This is a genomic window from Pseudomonas sp. H3_A02, from assembly GCF_054671965.1.
Window position 1 is genome coordinate 5,451,654 of sequence record NZ_CP162807.1, and the last position, 15,295, is coordinate 5,466,948.

12 protein-coding genes and 1 pseudogene are annotated in these 15,295 nt (G+C 62.0%); 12 read left to right on the plus strand and 1 reads right to left on the minus strand.

Features of this window, described 5'->3' with window-relative positions; genetic code table 11:
- Positions 1-7: 7 nt before the first annotated feature.
- The 12 genes and pseudogenes from AB4N80_RS23945 (at position 8) to AB4N80_RS24000 (ending at position 14,044) form a co-directional block, all read left to right on the plus strand.
- Positions 8-1,600 carry a GumC family protein gene (locus AB4N80_RS23945; protein ID WP_122568127.1) on the plus strand — a complete coding sequence of 531 codons (1,593 nt, stop codon included), beginning with the start codon at positions 8-10 and terminating at the stop codon, positions 1,598-1,600.
- Positions 1,585-2,700, plus strand: coding sequence for a glycosyltransferase family 4 protein (locus AB4N80_RS23950; protein ID WP_436278752.1), 1,116 nt, complete (start codon positions 1,585-1,587; stop codon positions 2,698-2,700). The genes AB4N80_RS23945 and AB4N80_RS23950 overlap by 16 nt, the downstream gene beginning before the upstream one ends.
- Positions 2,697-4,067: an O-antigen ligase family protein gene (locus AB4N80_RS23955; protein ID WP_122568125.1), complete on the plus strand. Its 1,371-nt coding sequence runs from the start codon at positions 2,697-2,699 to the stop codon at positions 4,065-4,067. Before AB4N80_RS23950 ends, AB4N80_RS23955 begins: the two co-directional genes overlap by 4 nt.
- Positions 4,064-5,032, plus strand: coding sequence for a glycosyltransferase (locus tag AB4N80_RS23960; RefSeq protein ID WP_122568124.1), 969 nt, complete (start codon positions 4,064-4,066; stop codon positions 5,030-5,032). The genes AB4N80_RS23955 and AB4N80_RS23960 overlap by 4 nt, the downstream gene beginning before the upstream one ends.
- A complete protein-coding gene (locus AB4N80_RS23965) occupies positions 5,025-6,161 on the plus strand; it encodes a glycosyltransferase family 2 protein (protein WP_122568123.1) in 1,137 nt (378 codons plus the stop codon). Before AB4N80_RS23960 ends, AB4N80_RS23965 begins: the two co-directional genes overlap by 8 nt.
- A 9-nt stretch (positions 6,162-6,170) precedes the next feature.
- Positions 6,171-7,187: a polysaccharide deacetylase family protein gene (locus AB4N80_RS23970; protein WP_122568122.1), complete on the plus strand. Its 1,017-nt coding sequence runs from the start codon at positions 6,171-6,173 to the stop codon at positions 7,185-7,187.
- Positions 7,184-8,488: an oligosaccharide flippase family protein gene (locus AB4N80_RS23975; RefSeq protein WP_122568121.1), complete on the plus strand. Its 1,305-nt coding sequence runs from the start codon at positions 7,184-7,186 to the stop codon at positions 8,486-8,488. The genes AB4N80_RS23970 and AB4N80_RS23975 overlap by 4 nt, the downstream gene beginning before the upstream one ends.
- Positions 8,489-8,730: 242 nt before the next feature.
- Positions 8,731-10,626 carry a hypothetical protein gene (locus AB4N80_RS23980; protein ID WP_460083154.1) on the plus strand — a complete coding sequence of 632 codons (1,896 nt, stop codon included), beginning with the start codon at positions 8,731-8,733 and terminating at the stop codon, positions 10,624-10,626.
- Positions 10,623-11,312 (plus strand): GNAT family N-acetyltransferase, encoded by a 690-nt coding sequence (locus AB4N80_RS23985; RefSeq protein ID WP_122568119.1) that lies wholly within the window; start codon positions 10,623-10,625, stop codon positions 11,310-11,312. Before AB4N80_RS23980 ends, AB4N80_RS23985 begins: the two co-directional genes overlap by 4 nt.
- A gap of 5 nt (positions 11,313-11,317) precedes the next feature.
- Positions 11,318-12,493, plus strand: coding sequence for a GNAT family N-acetyltransferase (locus AB4N80_RS23990; RefSeq protein WP_122568118.1), 1,176 nt, complete (start codon positions 11,318-11,320; stop codon positions 12,491-12,493).
- Positions 12,465-12,937 (plus strand): annotated as a pseudogene (locus AB4N80_RS23995) (ChbG/HpnK family deacetylase); the annotation flags it as partial. The gene AB4N80_RS23990 and the pseudogene AB4N80_RS23995, both read left to right, overlap by 29 nt.
- A gap of 168 nt (positions 12,938-13,105) precedes the next feature.
- A complete protein-coding gene (locus AB4N80_RS24000) occupies positions 13,106-14,044 on the plus strand; it encodes an alpha/beta hydrolase (protein WP_305470457.1) in 939 nt (312 codons plus the stop codon).
- Positions 14,045-14,233: 189 nt separating this feature from the next.
- Here the strand turns inward: AB4N80_RS24000 and AB4N80_RS24005 are convergent, their stop codons facing one another.
- Positions 14,234-14,947, minus strand: coding sequence for a FadR/GntR family transcriptional regulator (locus tag AB4N80_RS24005; RefSeq protein ID WP_122568117.1), 714 nt, complete (start codon positions 14,945-14,947; stop codon positions 14,234-14,236).
- Between the last annotated feature and the right edge of the window lie 348 nt (positions 14,948-15,295).

Here is a 15,295-nt window from a genome sequence, read left to right on the forward strand (position 1 = left end):
ATCGATCATGAACCCCAAGGAAAACTATCTGCACGAGTTCTTCAGGATCTTCTTCGCCAACAAGCAGTGGGTGAAGCGCGTCTTCCTGATTTTCGCCGTGATCGCCCTGGTGCTGCCGTTGATGCTCAAGCAGAGCTTCGATATCACCGCCCAAGTGATCGTCCAGTCGAAAAAGCTCTCCCAAGGCGACGCCACGACTTCGCTGAACCAGGAAAACGCGACGTTCGTTCCACCGTCCCTGGCGGACATGGAAACCGAGAGCAACATCCTGCGCTCGCCGGCGTTGATTCGCGAAACCATCAAGACCCTGCGCGACCAGGGCGAGTACACCCCAAGCCCAGGCGTCCTCAACAAGTGGGTGAGCGAACCACTCAAGCGCTACGTCACCCAGCCATTGCGTGAGTACGTCATCAATCCACTGCGCGACGGCTTGGGGCTCGAGGTCGATCCGGTACGCGACACCGTGCTCGATACGCTAACCGACGAGGCCATTGAGAACCTGAAGATCGAGACATTGCCCGGCTCCAACGTCATCTCCATCGTCTACAGCTTCGGCGACCCGGCCCAGGGCACCCGGTTCGTGGCGCAACTGCTGGAAAACTACCTCACCGGTCGCCAGGACCTGCAATCGATAGAGTTGCCCCAGACGTTCTACGAGCAGAAAAAAGTCCAGTACCAGGCTCGGCTTGACGGCTTGGAGGGCAACCGCCTGACGCTGCTTGAAGGCGTCGGTTCTTCCGATCCCAAGGAAGAAATCACTTTTCGCTTGAATGCGATCAACACCGAGGAGCAGGCCCTGAACCTGTACCAGGACCGTCTGCTGCAAGGCCAACGCTGGCTGGATTACCTCAAGACCAGCCTGGCGGCGGCGAACAGCTCGCGATTCAACGACTACACCTTCCCGTTCACCTTCACCACCACCGTGGACAACGTCGCCTTCGACGATCGGGAAATCAGGCAAATGGGCGAGCAATTGACCAGCCAGGTCAGCCGCTACATGAACGACCTGGCGATCTTCCAACCCAGCAGCGAACCGATGTTGCTGGCTCGCGAGCAGATCATGCGCACCCGCCAGCAATTCCTCAAAGTGGTGAACAACCGCATCCAGGAACGCACCACCGACCTGGCGGTGGTCAACTCGGTGATCAATCAGAAAGTCGAACGTATCGCCGCCTTCAAGGAACGTATCCACCAACTTCAGGAAACCCAGAGCAAGCTGCGGCAGATGGACACCGAGATCAACGCCCTGCATGCGGCGTTCTCCACCTATGCCCAGCGGTTCGCCGAAGCCAGCTCTACTCGTTCGCTGGATAACGACCTGTCCAACGCCCGAGTCTTGAGCCCACCATTCGAACCCACCGCTGCGGCGTTTCCCAAGCCGGTGCTGATCATCGCGTTCGGCTTGTTCAGCGGCCTGCTATTGGCGATCGCCCTGGTCTATGTACGAGAGTTCTTCGACCATCGCTTCAAGCATCCGGCGCAAATTGGCCACCAATTGGATCTACCGGTGCTGCTGGTGATCAACGAGCAGTCGCCCGAGCAGGTCAACCCGCACCGCAACTGGAGCGTGCCCAGCCTTGTCCATTGGGTGAAAAATTGAACGCGCCATTCAGCCAGTCCCACCGCAGCCTCCCCCTGTCGATCATTCATCTGCTCGGCAGCGGTGGCTTCTATGGGGCCGAGCGGATGCTGCTCGATCATTGCGTGGCGACACCCGGCCAGCATCAGGTGCTGTTCCTGGGGGCGCCGCCGACCTTGATCACGCGGTTCCGCCAGGCCGGGATCGACTGCCACCACTGCGCCAGTTGGCCCGAACTGTTGCAGCATTTGAGGCAACGGCGCGCCGAGCGCCCGCTGATCAATACGCACAACTTCAAGGGCCTGGTGTTCGGCTGGGCCGCGGCGACCCTGTTGCGCCTGCCGCTGGTGATCACCCAGCACGGCTTCACGCCACGCAGCCCCAAACAACGCTTCTATACGTGGTTGAGCCTGCAACTGTGCCGCACCGCGCCGGTCAAGCGAGTGGTGTGCGTGGCTGAAAGCATCGCGGCGCTGCACCGCCAGGCCAGCGTGAACGCGGAAAAACTCGACGTGATCCCCAACGGCCTGCCGGCCGTCACGACGCCGCTGCCTCATCGTGACGACAGGCAACGCTGGCGGGTCGGCTACGTCGGCCGCTTGAGCAGCGAGAAAGGCCCGGACCTGTTCCTCGACGCGATGATCCCTTTGTGCCAGCGCCATGCGTCGCTGCACGCGGTCATGCTCGGCGACGGCCCGGAACGCCAGCCCTTGCTCAAGCGCATCGTTGACGCGGAGCTGCCCACGCGCATCGAATTGCCCGGTTATCAGACGGACATGAACGACTGGTGGAGCCGCCTCGATGCACTGGTGATCAGTTCACGCACCGAAGGCACGCCGATGATCCTGCTCGAAGCCATGCAGGCCGGCGTGCCGGTGGTGGCGTTCGGCGTCGGTGGCATTCCCGATGTATTGCAGGACCGCCACAACGGCCTGCTTGCCACGCCGGCCGACAGCGAGGAGCTGGCACGCCAGATCGAAACGCTGTTCAGCGAACCGCCCCTGGCGCGGATCCTCGCCGACAACGCGCGCCGCACCCAACGCGACCGCTACGACCTGCGCACGCTGGCCGAACGCTGGTCGCAACTCTATATCCGCACGGCGCGGGAGGCTCAGCCATGATTGTCCCGCTCTCGATCGTCAGTCTGCTGGGGCTGGTGTGCCTGGCATTGCTGGCCAGTCCTTATCCGTTTCTCGCACCGGGTGCTGTGCTTGGGCTGGTGGGCGTCGCCATGCTGTACCGCAAGCCCGGCTGGGGTTTGCTGGGCATTGCCGCGCTGCTGCCGCTCGAAGGCCTGTTCAAGGACAACGCGTTTTCCGGCAGCAAATTCCTCGGCGTGGCGCTGATCCTGATCCTGATGCTGCAGTTGGCCTTGCATCAGATCCCTGCGACGCGCTTGCGTAGCAACATCTGGAAGCCGTTGCTCGGCTTCATGGTGTTGTATGGCCTGAGCCTGTTGATCTCGGAAAACATGGACCTTTCCCTGATGCATCTGCGTGAACTCGCAGTAGGGCTGATTCTGTTCGTGATCACGTTGTTGATCGGTCGCGAGCTGAACCTGGAGATGTTCGCCCGGCTGATGACAGTGAGCGTCGCCACGACCTGCGTGCTCGCAATGTTTTCAGCCAAATACCAGGATCAGGGTCGCGCCTCCGGTTTGCTGGAAGACCCGAACGCCTTTGCGCTGTTGATTGCGTTTACCGTACCGCTGGCATTGTTGTTGACCATACGCAGCCAGAACCTGCTGCAACGGTTGTTCTGGGCGGGCGGTTGCATCCTGTTGTTGGGTGGAATGACCAAGACCGAATCGCGTTCAGGACTGGTCGTGCTGCTGCTCACTCTGATGATCGGGTTGTATCACTATCGGGCGCAGCTACCACGCGTGCGTCCCCGGCACCTGGGGTTCGCGATGCTCGGCCTGGCACTCATGGTCCCGGCGACAATCGCCTTGATGCCTGCCGGCTACGTGGCACGCATCCAGACATTGAGCATTCTCAGCTCCGGCACCAACGACCACAAGGACGGGTCCTTGGGTCGCCGCGCCTCGTACATTGTGGTGGGCAGCCAGATGATCCGCGAGAAGCCGATACTCGGTTCGGGGCCTGGGACGTTTCCGGAGCACTACGCCCCCACCGGCTACGCCAAGGCATTCTCGGCCAATCGCAAACGAGGGGATCTGTACCGCCAGGCCCATAACACCTACCTGGAAATCTTCAGCGAAATCGGCGTGCCAGCCGGCTTGATGTTTGTCGGCACGATTGGGCTGGGCCTCTACAACCTGATGCGCACGCGCCAACTCTGGCTCCAGCGTCGGGACTGGGCCCAGGCGGACCTGTTGACGCACCTGGGCATGAGTTTCCTGTCGCTGGCGTTGTTCCTGATGTTCCTCAGCGCGCCGAACCACAAGTTACTGTGGATCATGCTCGCCTTGACCAGCATATTGCGCTACGACGCCGAACAGTCCACGCCGCGGGAGGCCCGTTCATGAGCCGCATCAGTATCGTCATACCGATGTACAACGAGGCCCGGCATATCGCCCGCACGCTGCTCGCCGCACAACGCGCCGCCAATGCCGCCAGTCTTGCATGCGAGTTGATCGTGGTCGACAACGGCTCGCAGGATCAGGGCCCGGAGATTGCCCGGCAGTTCGGTGCGCAGGTCCTGGTGATTCCAGACGTGCTGATCGGTGCCCTGCGCAATCGCGGAGCGCAGGTTGCCACTGGTGAATGGCTGGCCTTCATCGACGCCGACATCGAAATGCCCGAGGACTGGCTGACGCATCTACTGGCGCTGGAGAACGCAGACATCGCCGACGTCTTCGGCCTGGACCTGTACACCCCCGCGCAGGCACCCTGGTACGCCACGGCCTGGCATCGGCGGACCTCGCTCCCCTCGCGACATACCGTGCAACGCGTGGATTGGCTGCCCACCGCCAACCTGCTGATGCGCCGCCAATGGTTCGACAGGGCCGGCGGGTTCAACGAGACGCTGCGCACCGGCGAAGACAAGGACTTGACCCTGCGCCAGACGGCCAAGGGCGCACGGTTACTGTCGGTCAATGAATACACCGCCCTGCATTGGGGCTACGAAATGAACTGGCGCGAGTGGATGGGCAAGGAATTGTGGCGCCAGGGCAGTCTGGTGCAGTTGCTGCGTACCAATGGCTTGAGCCTGCGTCTGTTGCGCTTCCCGATGTTGGCCGTGCTCGTCTGGCTGCTGGACTTCCTGGCGCTCTGCGCGCTGGTCACTGGCGCTCCTCAACATGCACTCATGATGGGGCTGTTGACGACCGTACCGGGATTGGCGCTGAGCTTGCACCAGAGCCACAAGCACCGTAACCCATGCCTGACCCTGCAGCTTTGGGGCCTGCACTGGGTGCGCCTGCACCTGGCCGGCGTCGCGCTCATCCTCAGCCTTTGTCATTGGAAAGCAAGGAGGCCTGCCCGTGGCTGAGTTCATTTTCTGGTTGTGCCTGTTACTGCCGGTATACGCCTACCTGGGTTACCCATTGCTGCTGACGCTCGCCGGGCCATTTTTTCCCAGACTCAGGCCTGAGCCTCTGCCTGCGCAACGGGTCAGTGTGATCGTTGCCGCGCACAACGAACAACGCAATATCGAGAGCAAACTGCGCAATCTGCTGGCCCAGGACTATCAGGCCGCCAGCCTGCAGATCGTTGTCGCCAGCGATGGCTCCACCGATCAGACCGTGGCCCTGGCGCGCAGCTTCGAAGATCCGCGCATCGAGGTGCTCGACCTGCCGCGCCAAGGCAAGAACAGCGTGCTCAACGCCGCGGTCAGTCATTGCACGGGCGATATCCTGGTGTTTACCGATGCTGATGTTCACTGGCTCGACGGCACGTTTGAGCGTCTGCTGGCGCCATTTTCCGATCCTCGGGTCGGCGGTACTGTCGGCAATATGAACATCCCCGTCCCGGGTTCAGGCCTGAGCGTGGGCGAAAGCCTGTACCGTCACTACGAAGCCTGGCTGCGCCGAGTGGAAAGTCGCGTCGGTTGCACGGTCTCGGCCGATGGTGCGCTGCAGGCGTTGCGTCGCGAGCTGTACCAACCGATTCCAGCCATGGTCAACGACGATTTTTTTATCAACACCTGCGCACCGATCACTGGCAAACGCGTCGTCTACGTCGACGACGCCAAGGTGCTCGATCAAGGCGTGGACGAAGCCGGCCGACAATTCAGCCGCCGCCAGCGCGTCACCGTCGGCGGCCTGATCAGTCTGGCGGCCCGGCGTGAGCTACTCAACCCGCTGTGCCATGGCCTATACGCCATCGCATTGATTAGCCACAAGCTGATCCGCCGGCTGGCGCCAGTGCTGTTGCTGCCCCTGCTGGTGGCTAACCTCTGGCTGCTAAATGAGCATGGCTTCTACCGCCTGGCCTTGTCTGCCCAACTGCTCGGCTACGCCTTCGCCGTGGCCGGCCTGCTGGATGTGCGTCATCGCTTGCCTAGACCGTTTCGCCTCGCCGCGTTCGTGCTGGTGACCCTGGCCGGCATGGTCGCCGGCCTGTGGCAGTTCGTGCGCGGACACAGCTACAACCAATGGAACCCCGATCAGACTCGATGAGTGCCTGACATGCCGATCAATACTCACATCAAGACCACCATCAAGCGCACCGGCGGCTGGTTGTACCTGAACACGTCCCTGGGTCGCCATGCATTACGCGGCGCCGGCGTCATTCTGATGTTGCACCGGGTACTGAACAACGACCGCGCCGCCGAATTGCCTCATCGCAACGAGCTGTGCGTGGGGCCCGAAGCGTTCGAACACTTGTTGATCTGGCTGCAGCAACATTTTGAATGCGTGCCGTTGATGACCTTGTTGCTGGCCGACCCTGAAAGCGTCCCGAACCGTCCCCGGGTGGCCCTGACCTTCGACGACGGCTGGCGCGACAACGCCATGAACGCCTTTCCTCTGCTGCGCCAGTACCAAATGCCGGCGAGCATTTTCCTCTCCACCGACTTCGTCGGCAGTCGCCAGCATTTCTGGTGGGAGAGCATCGGAGAAACCTTGTGGGGCAGCCATGGGCAGCTGGCGCGGCGCTCGTTGATCGAGCATTTGCAGCACGCCGGCCGGCCGTTGCCGGTGCTGCTCGACGATATCGACGACGAGCGCCGCAGCCTGGCGCTGACGCATTACCTGCAAAGCCTCAAGAGCCTCGATCCACGTACCTTGAGCGACCTCACCGACGCCTGCCCGCAGGGTTCCCAACCCCAAGCCCTGGACTGGTCCCAGGTGCGCATGCTCGAAGATTCCGGACTGGTGCGCTTCGGTCCCCATGGCGCCAGCCACGCGATCCTGACCGGGCTGGACGACCAGCGCCTGCATGAAGAACTGTCCCGCAGTTGGACCGCGTTGGAAAATGGCTGTGCCCAACCCTTGCCAGTGTATTGCTACCCCAACGGTGACAATGACGCCCGTGTGCGCGAGCAGGTGGCGGCCCACGGTTTTTCGTTCGCACTGGGCACCGAGGCCGGACTGTATCGCCATGACGGCGACCCTCTGAACCTGCCACGTTTCGGCGTCAGCCAACGCAACGCCTGTCACCCTGAGTTATTGGCCTGGCGTATTCGCCGAGGAGTCCGTTCATGAACCGTGCACGTTACCTCAGGCTCTTGGTAATGAGCATGGGCACTAGCCTGGCGATGATCGGCCTGCGCCTGCTGCGCAACGTGTTGCTGGCACGGATCCTGGGGCCCAGCGAACGCGGGCTGTTGGCGCTGCTCAGCACCCTACCGGACCTGATCAGCGCCACCACCAGTGGGGGCCTGAATTCCGCCGTCGGTTATCAGGCGGCGCAGCATCGCTCAATGAGCCTGTTGCTCAGCCACGTGCTGGTCTTCGGTTGTCTGCTGGCGGGGTTGCTGACGCTGCTGGTGGTGGCGCTGGTGCGTGAGTTCGGCGCCGAACTGGACATCACCACGCAACTGGGACTGCTGGCCTGGCTGCTGTTGCTGGCCGTGCCGCTGGCGGCGCTCAAGACCGGCCTGCTGACCCTGCACAATGCCTCCGGCGGCGTCGGCGTGTTCAACGCCTTGCGGCTGATGGAATCTTTGGTCCCGCTGTTGCTGTTCGTGGCGCTGTTCTGGATGTGGAAAGACACGGCGCTGGAAGCGGCGCTGATCAGTTGGCTGGCGGGCCTGAGTCTGGTGGTGCTGGCGGGTTGGATGTGGTTGCGTCGCGATCACGCGGTCACCCTGCGCTGGGATCGCGCCGGCCAGACCGAACTGTTGCGTTACGGTGCCCGCAGTCATCCGGACCTTTTGTTCCAGCAACTGATGACGCGCTCGGATTACCTGTTCATCGGCGCGCTGTTGGGCAGCACGGCGCTAGGGCACTACGCCATGGCCAGCGCGGCGGCCGAACTGCTGCATATCGTGCCGGAAGCGGTCACCACGCCGCTGATGAAACGCCTGCTGCAGCAGGACAGCGACATGAAACGCCTGACCCCGCTGGCCTTGCGCCTGACCGCCACGGCCATGCTGGGCGCCTGCCTGGGCATGGTACTGGTGGGCGAATGGCTGATCGTTACCCTGTTCGGCATCGCCTATCAACCGGCGTACCCGGCCCTGCTGGCGCTGCTGCCAGGGGTGTTCGGGTTGTGCTATGCGAGCATCCTGCGCCTGGACCTGCTGGGCAAGAACCGCCCCGGCACCGTTTCGCTGCTGATGGGCGGGGGGGCGCTGTTGAACCTGGCGCTGAACCTGATTTTAATCCCGCGCTACGGCATCGTCGGCGCTGCCGCCGCGTCCTCGATCGCCTACTTGGGTGTCACCCTGGCCATGCTTGTCATGTATTGCCGCCTCAGCGGCGTGGCGTTGTGGCGGACACTGATCATCCTGCCCAGCGATTTGCTGCCGATGCGTCAGATGCTGTTGGGGAAATCCGCGTGAACACCGTCGTCAGCAAAACCGCCATCGCGAGCAAGCTCGCTCCCACAGGGTCCGGTGTAGGACGTGGCATCTGCACCCACCGCAGATCCACTGTGGGAGCGAGCTTGCTCGTGATGGCGGTGGGTCAGTTGGCGATGATGCTGCGGATGAAGACCTCTTCGCGAGCAGGCTCGCTCCCACAGTGGAAGATCGGCGCGTGCCTTTGTTTTCTCGCGCTGGCAACCTCGGTCCATGGCGCGTCCATGCAATGGACCGGCATCCGTGACGGCAGCCTGTACCTGCAAACTGACCGTCAGGACGCTGTCACCGTGCGCTGGGTGCCCGCCTGGCAAGCCGAGGCCAATGCCGAACATCTGTATCTGCTCGATGGCCAGGGACGATTGGCGGGTGAGCGCCTGGTCAAGGCGGATCAGCCCCGCGGCGAACAGCAGTGGCCGCTGCCGCCGGGGGCCGCCAGTTATCGCCTGGAAATCCCCGGCTACAGCTTCCGTCGCTACACCGTTGAGCACGACGCACGCACCCGCGCCCTATTTGCCCCGGCAAAGGTGCATTTCAATGCCGAAACCCACGACGGCGACGAGCTGTATTTCAAGGTAGCGGCTGGCGAACAGGCGGTGCTGGCAGGCAAGTTTCACGGCGGCGTACGTGCGCTGCAAGCCCGACGCGTCGGCGACGGCAAGCAGTTGCAACTGAACCTCAAGCCATACCGGGCTTATTGGCGGTTCGATCAGGTCGCCCTGCCGATAGCTGACGTCGAACAAATCTGGCGCTTGCGTCTGCTGGGCAACGGCAAGGCCGCGTTCTGGCTGGACGGCACCGCCAACCTGTTCGCCCAGGACCCGGCACACCTGCTGCCACTGCGCGAAGATTCAGGTCAGACTCACCTGAAACTGTATGACGAGGCGCTCGGCACCACCCCCAAGCTGGGCACAGCGCTGCCCTACGAGTTATTGCCGCCGCCCACCTACGCCGTGCTCGATGCGCTCAAACCCCAGGCGGCGACCCTTTACAGCTTCGTCGATATCACGGCGGCCAGGGGCACTTATGAAGATACCTTCCGACGCTTGTACCAGGACCGCTTCGCCATCAGCCAAAACATCACCCTGTTGGCCCGCAGCCAGCGCCAGGTAGAGCTAAAGGACGACCGGACCAGTCACAGCGGCTTGCAAGCCTGGCTCACGGCGACCCGTGCTTTGGGCGGCAATGGCCTCCATTACCTCAGTTTTGCCGATGAGCCGAACCTCAATTACCCCGACTTCGCCAGTTTCCAGCAACTGTTCCAGAGCATGGCTGCCCAAGTCCGCGCCGATCCCGCCAACGCACGTGCCGGTGTCCGCATCGCCATGCCGGCCAGCTCCCAGTTCACCAACGGCCCCTTCATTGAAAATGCCGCTGACAAGCGCGGGATCGACTGGGCACGGCGCCTGCTGGCGACGTCCGACGACCAGATCGACGCCCTGGCCTGGCATGAATGGATGATCCGCGACCTGCTGGCGACCCGGGTCTACCGCGACAGTGTCCGTCAGGCCGCCAACCTGGTGGGACTGGACAGCCAAGGTCGGCCGCGCAAAGCCTTGCTGTTGGACCAGACCAACATGTCCGCCGGTTCGAGCCTGAGCCCTTACGACCAGGAAACCCACTACGCCGCCCTCTGGTGGACGTCGGTGGTCATTAACGCCTCGGCCGACGGCTGGCTGGACATGCTCAACTGGTTCATGGCCGCCGACGAACCGGAGTATCCCAAAGGCATGGTGCGGGTGCTGGACGATCAGCGCTTCGAGCTCAAGCCCGTGGGCCTGGCCCAGCAGTTCATTCAACAGCACTGGCTCGACCAGGTGCTGCGCCTGGACAACGACGCGTTTGAAGTCGATGTGCTGGCCATGGCCACCGGCAAGCAACGCAATCTGCTGGGCGTGAACAAAAGCACACGAGCCCATCAAGTCAGCCTCGACGGCACGGCCTGCCCTCAGCCAGCCATGACCCTGCTGTATTTCGGCCCGGACAACCGCAGCCACAACGTTGCGTTTGACTGCAAGGGCGGCCAGGTCAGGTTTCTCCTGCCAGGGGAAACCGTGTTCGCCCTCAGTTGGACAGCTCCCCTTTCCCCCCAACCTGCCACCCGTCAGGAGGCACCATGAACGCTCTGCAAACATTGCGTGATCGCATTCAGAAAAAAGGTCTGCGCGCTGTCCTAAAACAGCTATGCAGACGCTACGTATTTTCCCACACCCGACTGGTGTGGCTGGAGCATGATATACGGACCCCGCTCCCCCCCCATAACCTCAAGCCCTACCCACCGATGCGCCTGGAGTCCATCACGGTCAGCAACGCCGATGCTTTTGCCCGGCACTTCGGCAACCGCGTCGAAACCATGCGCGAGTTGGCGGCCGAAGGCTACACAGGCTTGATGTACCTGGATGATCAGGGCGACACCGTGGGCTTCGCCTGGGCCAGTACACGGGACTATTTCGACCGCCATTTCTATCGCTGCAACTTCCCGATCAAGCCTGGCGAGTACTTTCAGTTCGGCGGCGAGGCGATTCGTGAATACTGGGGTACCCGTATCTCGGCGGACATGCAGTTGGAAGTGTGGAAAGTCATGGCGGACCACGGTTGCAACACAATGGTCGATGTCTGCGATTTGCAAAACATCCAGGCGATCAAGATGCATATCCGCATGGGCTTCCAAGAGCGCGGGCAGATCACACACATATACCGTTTGCTCGGTCATTGGCGTTTTTTGCGCAATACGTCTTACACCGGCACGGCACTGGACGCCTTTCGTAAACCGGCGCAGCCGGCTGCCTCGACTTCGGCGGCCTGATCCCCATGGCGATCCGGTTCCAATGGTGTCGCTCCCTGGGCGCGGCGGACTTTCCTGCACCAGCTTATGAACAGCTGCGAACCCAGGTGGCCGACGCAACACCGTTCAACACCCTGGCCTGGCTGCAAGCGGCGGAATTCGCCCTGTTGCCCGAGCAGCAATTGCATGTGCTGCTGGGCTGGCAGGACCAGACCTTGTGCCTTTGCCTGCCCCTGGTATCAGGACTTGAACGTATCGGCGGGCTGCGGTTCCGGGTGTTGCATCACTTGGGTTTTCCAATGACCGACCGCATCGCCCTGCTGGCGCGCCTGGACACCGAAGACATGGGCCAGGCGCTGATGCAGATCCGTCAGCACTTGCCTCACACGTTGCTGCAATTGAATGAAGTGATCGAGCCGGTCGGTGAGCAAAGCGTCCTCAGCGCCTGGATGGCGCTGAGTTCAACCGGGGAACGGCGGCTCAGTTGCCGGGTTCCGGTGCACTTGATCGATGACAGTGACCGTCAAGAGATATCCGGCGATCCACGCTACAAATTGCGCCGGGCGCGCAAGCGAATTGCCGCTTGCGGTGCCGAAATCCACCGAGTGACGCCAGACGCCATCAGCATGGGACAGCTGTTGCGGGCACTTGCCAGTGTCGAGGCTGCTAGCTGGAAAGGTGATGAAGGTGTCGGCATCTTCGCCGACCCCAGACGCCAGCAATGGATGAACCACGCCTTCACTGCCCTCGCCGCCCAAGGCCTGGTGCGGGTGGTGCTGTTGGAACTGAACGGCGAATGCATCAGCTATCGCCTCGGCCTGCTGGACCAGGGGCGGCTGTATGACTACAACCTGGCGTTCCTGCCGCAGCATGCCGACCTGGGCAGCGGCCGGGTACTGCTCGAAGAGTGGATTCACTGGGGGCTGGACGAGAACTGGCGCTGGATCGATGCATCACGGGTCAGCCTGGAGAACTCCAGCCATCAATTACACGAACGCATGACGGGCCAACTGGAACACTGGCGCTGGAGTTTTTATTCATGGCAGCCCGGTGGCTTGTTCCTGGGATTTGCCTTGAGGCTCTGGAAAAGCTTGAAGCCATGGCTTGGCAAACGCCGGACCAAACCGACCGCGACGACGGCATCGTCCTCCCCAAAGAACCAGGAGAATACGAATGCCTCGTCAAGTGACCGTCAACGCTGACGACTTCGGACTCAGCCTCAGCGATAACGCACTGATCCTGCGGGCCTTCGAGACCGGCGTGATCAGTTCCGCCACGGCCATGGCCAACATGCCGGGTTTCGAGCCAGCCTGTGAACTGGCCCGGCAACCGCTGCTCAATGGCCACGTTGGTTGCACTTCAGTCTCAGCTATAGCCCGCCGCTGGGCCAGGTGATCGCATCGCGCCCGGTTTTTTGCGATGCCAATGGCCAGTTCGACCTGAACCTGTCGCGCTATTGCCTGCGCCTGGGCTCAAAGGACTTGGCGGCGGTGAAGGATGAACTGCAGGCGCAATGGCAACACTGACTGGACCGCGGCCTGCGTCCCAGCCACCTCGACGCCCATCAACATGTGCATAACATCTGGCCCATCGGCGAACTGGTGGACCGCTTCGCCGCCCGGCAAGGTGTGCCCATGCGCCTGGCGGGCGTGCCCAAGGTCGCGCATGACCGAACCATGGGGATGCGCATTGACGGGGACGCAGGAGGTTGTTTGTGGCGAGGGAGCTTGCGCCCGCTCGGCTGCGCAACAGTCGCAAAACGGTGGAGGAATCTGCTACAAGGCATCTTCGGTTTCGAGTAGCGAATGGCATCGATGGCTTCACTCTTGTTTTCTGGCCTGAAACGCCGCTGGTTGGCCTGGCTGTGCATGAGCGCATTGGTCGTCGGCCTGCCAGTGGGCTGCGCCGTGTTGCAGCATAAAGAGCGGGAACTGGTCTTTCGCATCGAGCCGGGGACAGCGAGCTGGTTCAGTGGGCTGCCCAGCAGTGTGCAGGAGTTCGACCTCAAGCCAAACAGCTTCAAGGCCGGGGAAAATATCCACGGCTGGTGGTGGCCGGCCGAACGCAAGAACGCGCCGGCCATCCTGTATTTGCACGGTGTGCGCTGGAATTTGACCGGCCAATTGTTTCGTATCCAGCAACTGCGGGCGCTGGGCTATTCGGTACTGGCCATCGATTACCGGGGCTTTGGCAAAAGTCATGGGGATCTGCCCTCGGAAGCCAGCGTCTATGAAGATGCGCGCATCGCCTGGGAGCGTCTCGAAGTGCTGCAACCGGACCCAAGCCTGCGGCTGATCTATGGTCATTCCCTGGGCGGCGCCGTCGCGGTGGACCTCGCTGCGCAGCTCGGTCAGCAGGCGGCGAAGGATGGCAAAGCCCAGGTCCGAGGCCTGGTGATCGAATCCACGTTCACCTCCCTGGGCGATGTCGCCACCGCGATGGCGAATACATCCCTGCCAGTGCGCTGGTTGCTGTCGCAGAAGTTCGACTCCATCGACAAGATCGGCGAGATCAACATGCCGCTGCTGATTGTCCATGGCGCCGCCGACCGCTACGTGCCGCCACGCTTCAGCGAGCAACTGTTCAACGCCGCCCGGGAACCCAAGCGCCTGCTGCTGGTGCCCGGGGCGACGCATAACAACAGCATGAGCCTGGCAGGCAAGCACTACCGGCAGGCCTTGGATACCCTGATGAAAAGCGCCCCCACCCCCGTGGCCGGAAACGCCCCCGCCGGCCCGGCCAAAGCGGGCTGATCCACCGAACTATCCTCGCCCCTCCTGTGGGAAGCGGTGGGTCAGTTATGGAGATGTTGTGCTGCCGCCATCGCGAGCAAGCTCGCTCCCACAGGGGTTCCGAGGTGTTCTCAGGTAGCAAATGCACCACAGATCCCTTGTGGGAGCGAGCTTGCTCGCGATGGTGGTGGGTCAGGCGACGATGAACCGTCAGGCCCCCGCGCCAAACCGGTCACGGCTGTTGGTCAGGTGCAGCCACATGGCGGCGCGGGCGGCGTCCGGGTCCTGGCGTTTGATGGCGTTGAAGATCGCCTCGTGCTCAAGGTTGGCCCATTGTGCCAGCTTGCTCAGATCGGCCTGGCCACGCTCGGCCACGTTCACTCGGGTCCTGGGGATCATCGCACTGCCCAGGTGCTGCATGATTTCGACAAAACAGGCATTGTTCGTAGCTTCGGCGATGAGCAGATGGAAACGCCGGTCGGCTTCGACACAGCTGTCGTTGTTGTTGGACAACCGCTGATAGTCGTCCAGCGCCTGGCGCATCTGCTGCAGCTGGTGTTCGCTGCGGCGCTGGGCCGCCAAGGCGACGGCCTGGGTTTCCAGGCCCAGGCGCAGTTCCAGGATCGCCCGCACCCCTGCCGCAGTGTCGACATTAAGGCGCAACCCTGGCTCGCCGGTTTGCGCCAGCACGAAGGTGCCGATGCCGTGCCGGGTCTCTACCAGCCCCGAAGCCTGCAATTTGGAAATCGCCTCGCGCACCACCGTCCGGCTGACGCCATGGGCCTGCACAATGGCCCCCTCCGATGGCAGCTTCTCGCCCGGCTTCAACTGCCCCAGCAAGATGCTCTGGCTCAGCTTCGTCACCAGGTCATGGGCCAGGTTGTGGGTACGCTTGCGCAGGGGCGCGTCGGTGTCTTGCGGCATCGCGGGGGTTCCTTGAAAACAGGCTGTCTGATCGTATCACCAGCGAGCGCGGTAAATCTCACCGCCGAGCCATCAACTTGTATGACAACACTCAAGATCAGCTCATTTCAGCCTGAGATCATCTTTTAAAAAACGGCTTCGCACGGGCGATAAAAACGCTGAATAAAATCATAATAGCCGGAAAAACCCAGCAAACACGGCATAAAACCCCGATTCACCCAATCCAATGATGCTGAAAAACAGCTTGTTATTCGAAAAAATCAAGTTGTATGATGTCCATCAACATCAGCACCTGTGCGATGCCCCGCATAAAAATAACGAGTGGGAGAAAAACCAGTGAACACATCC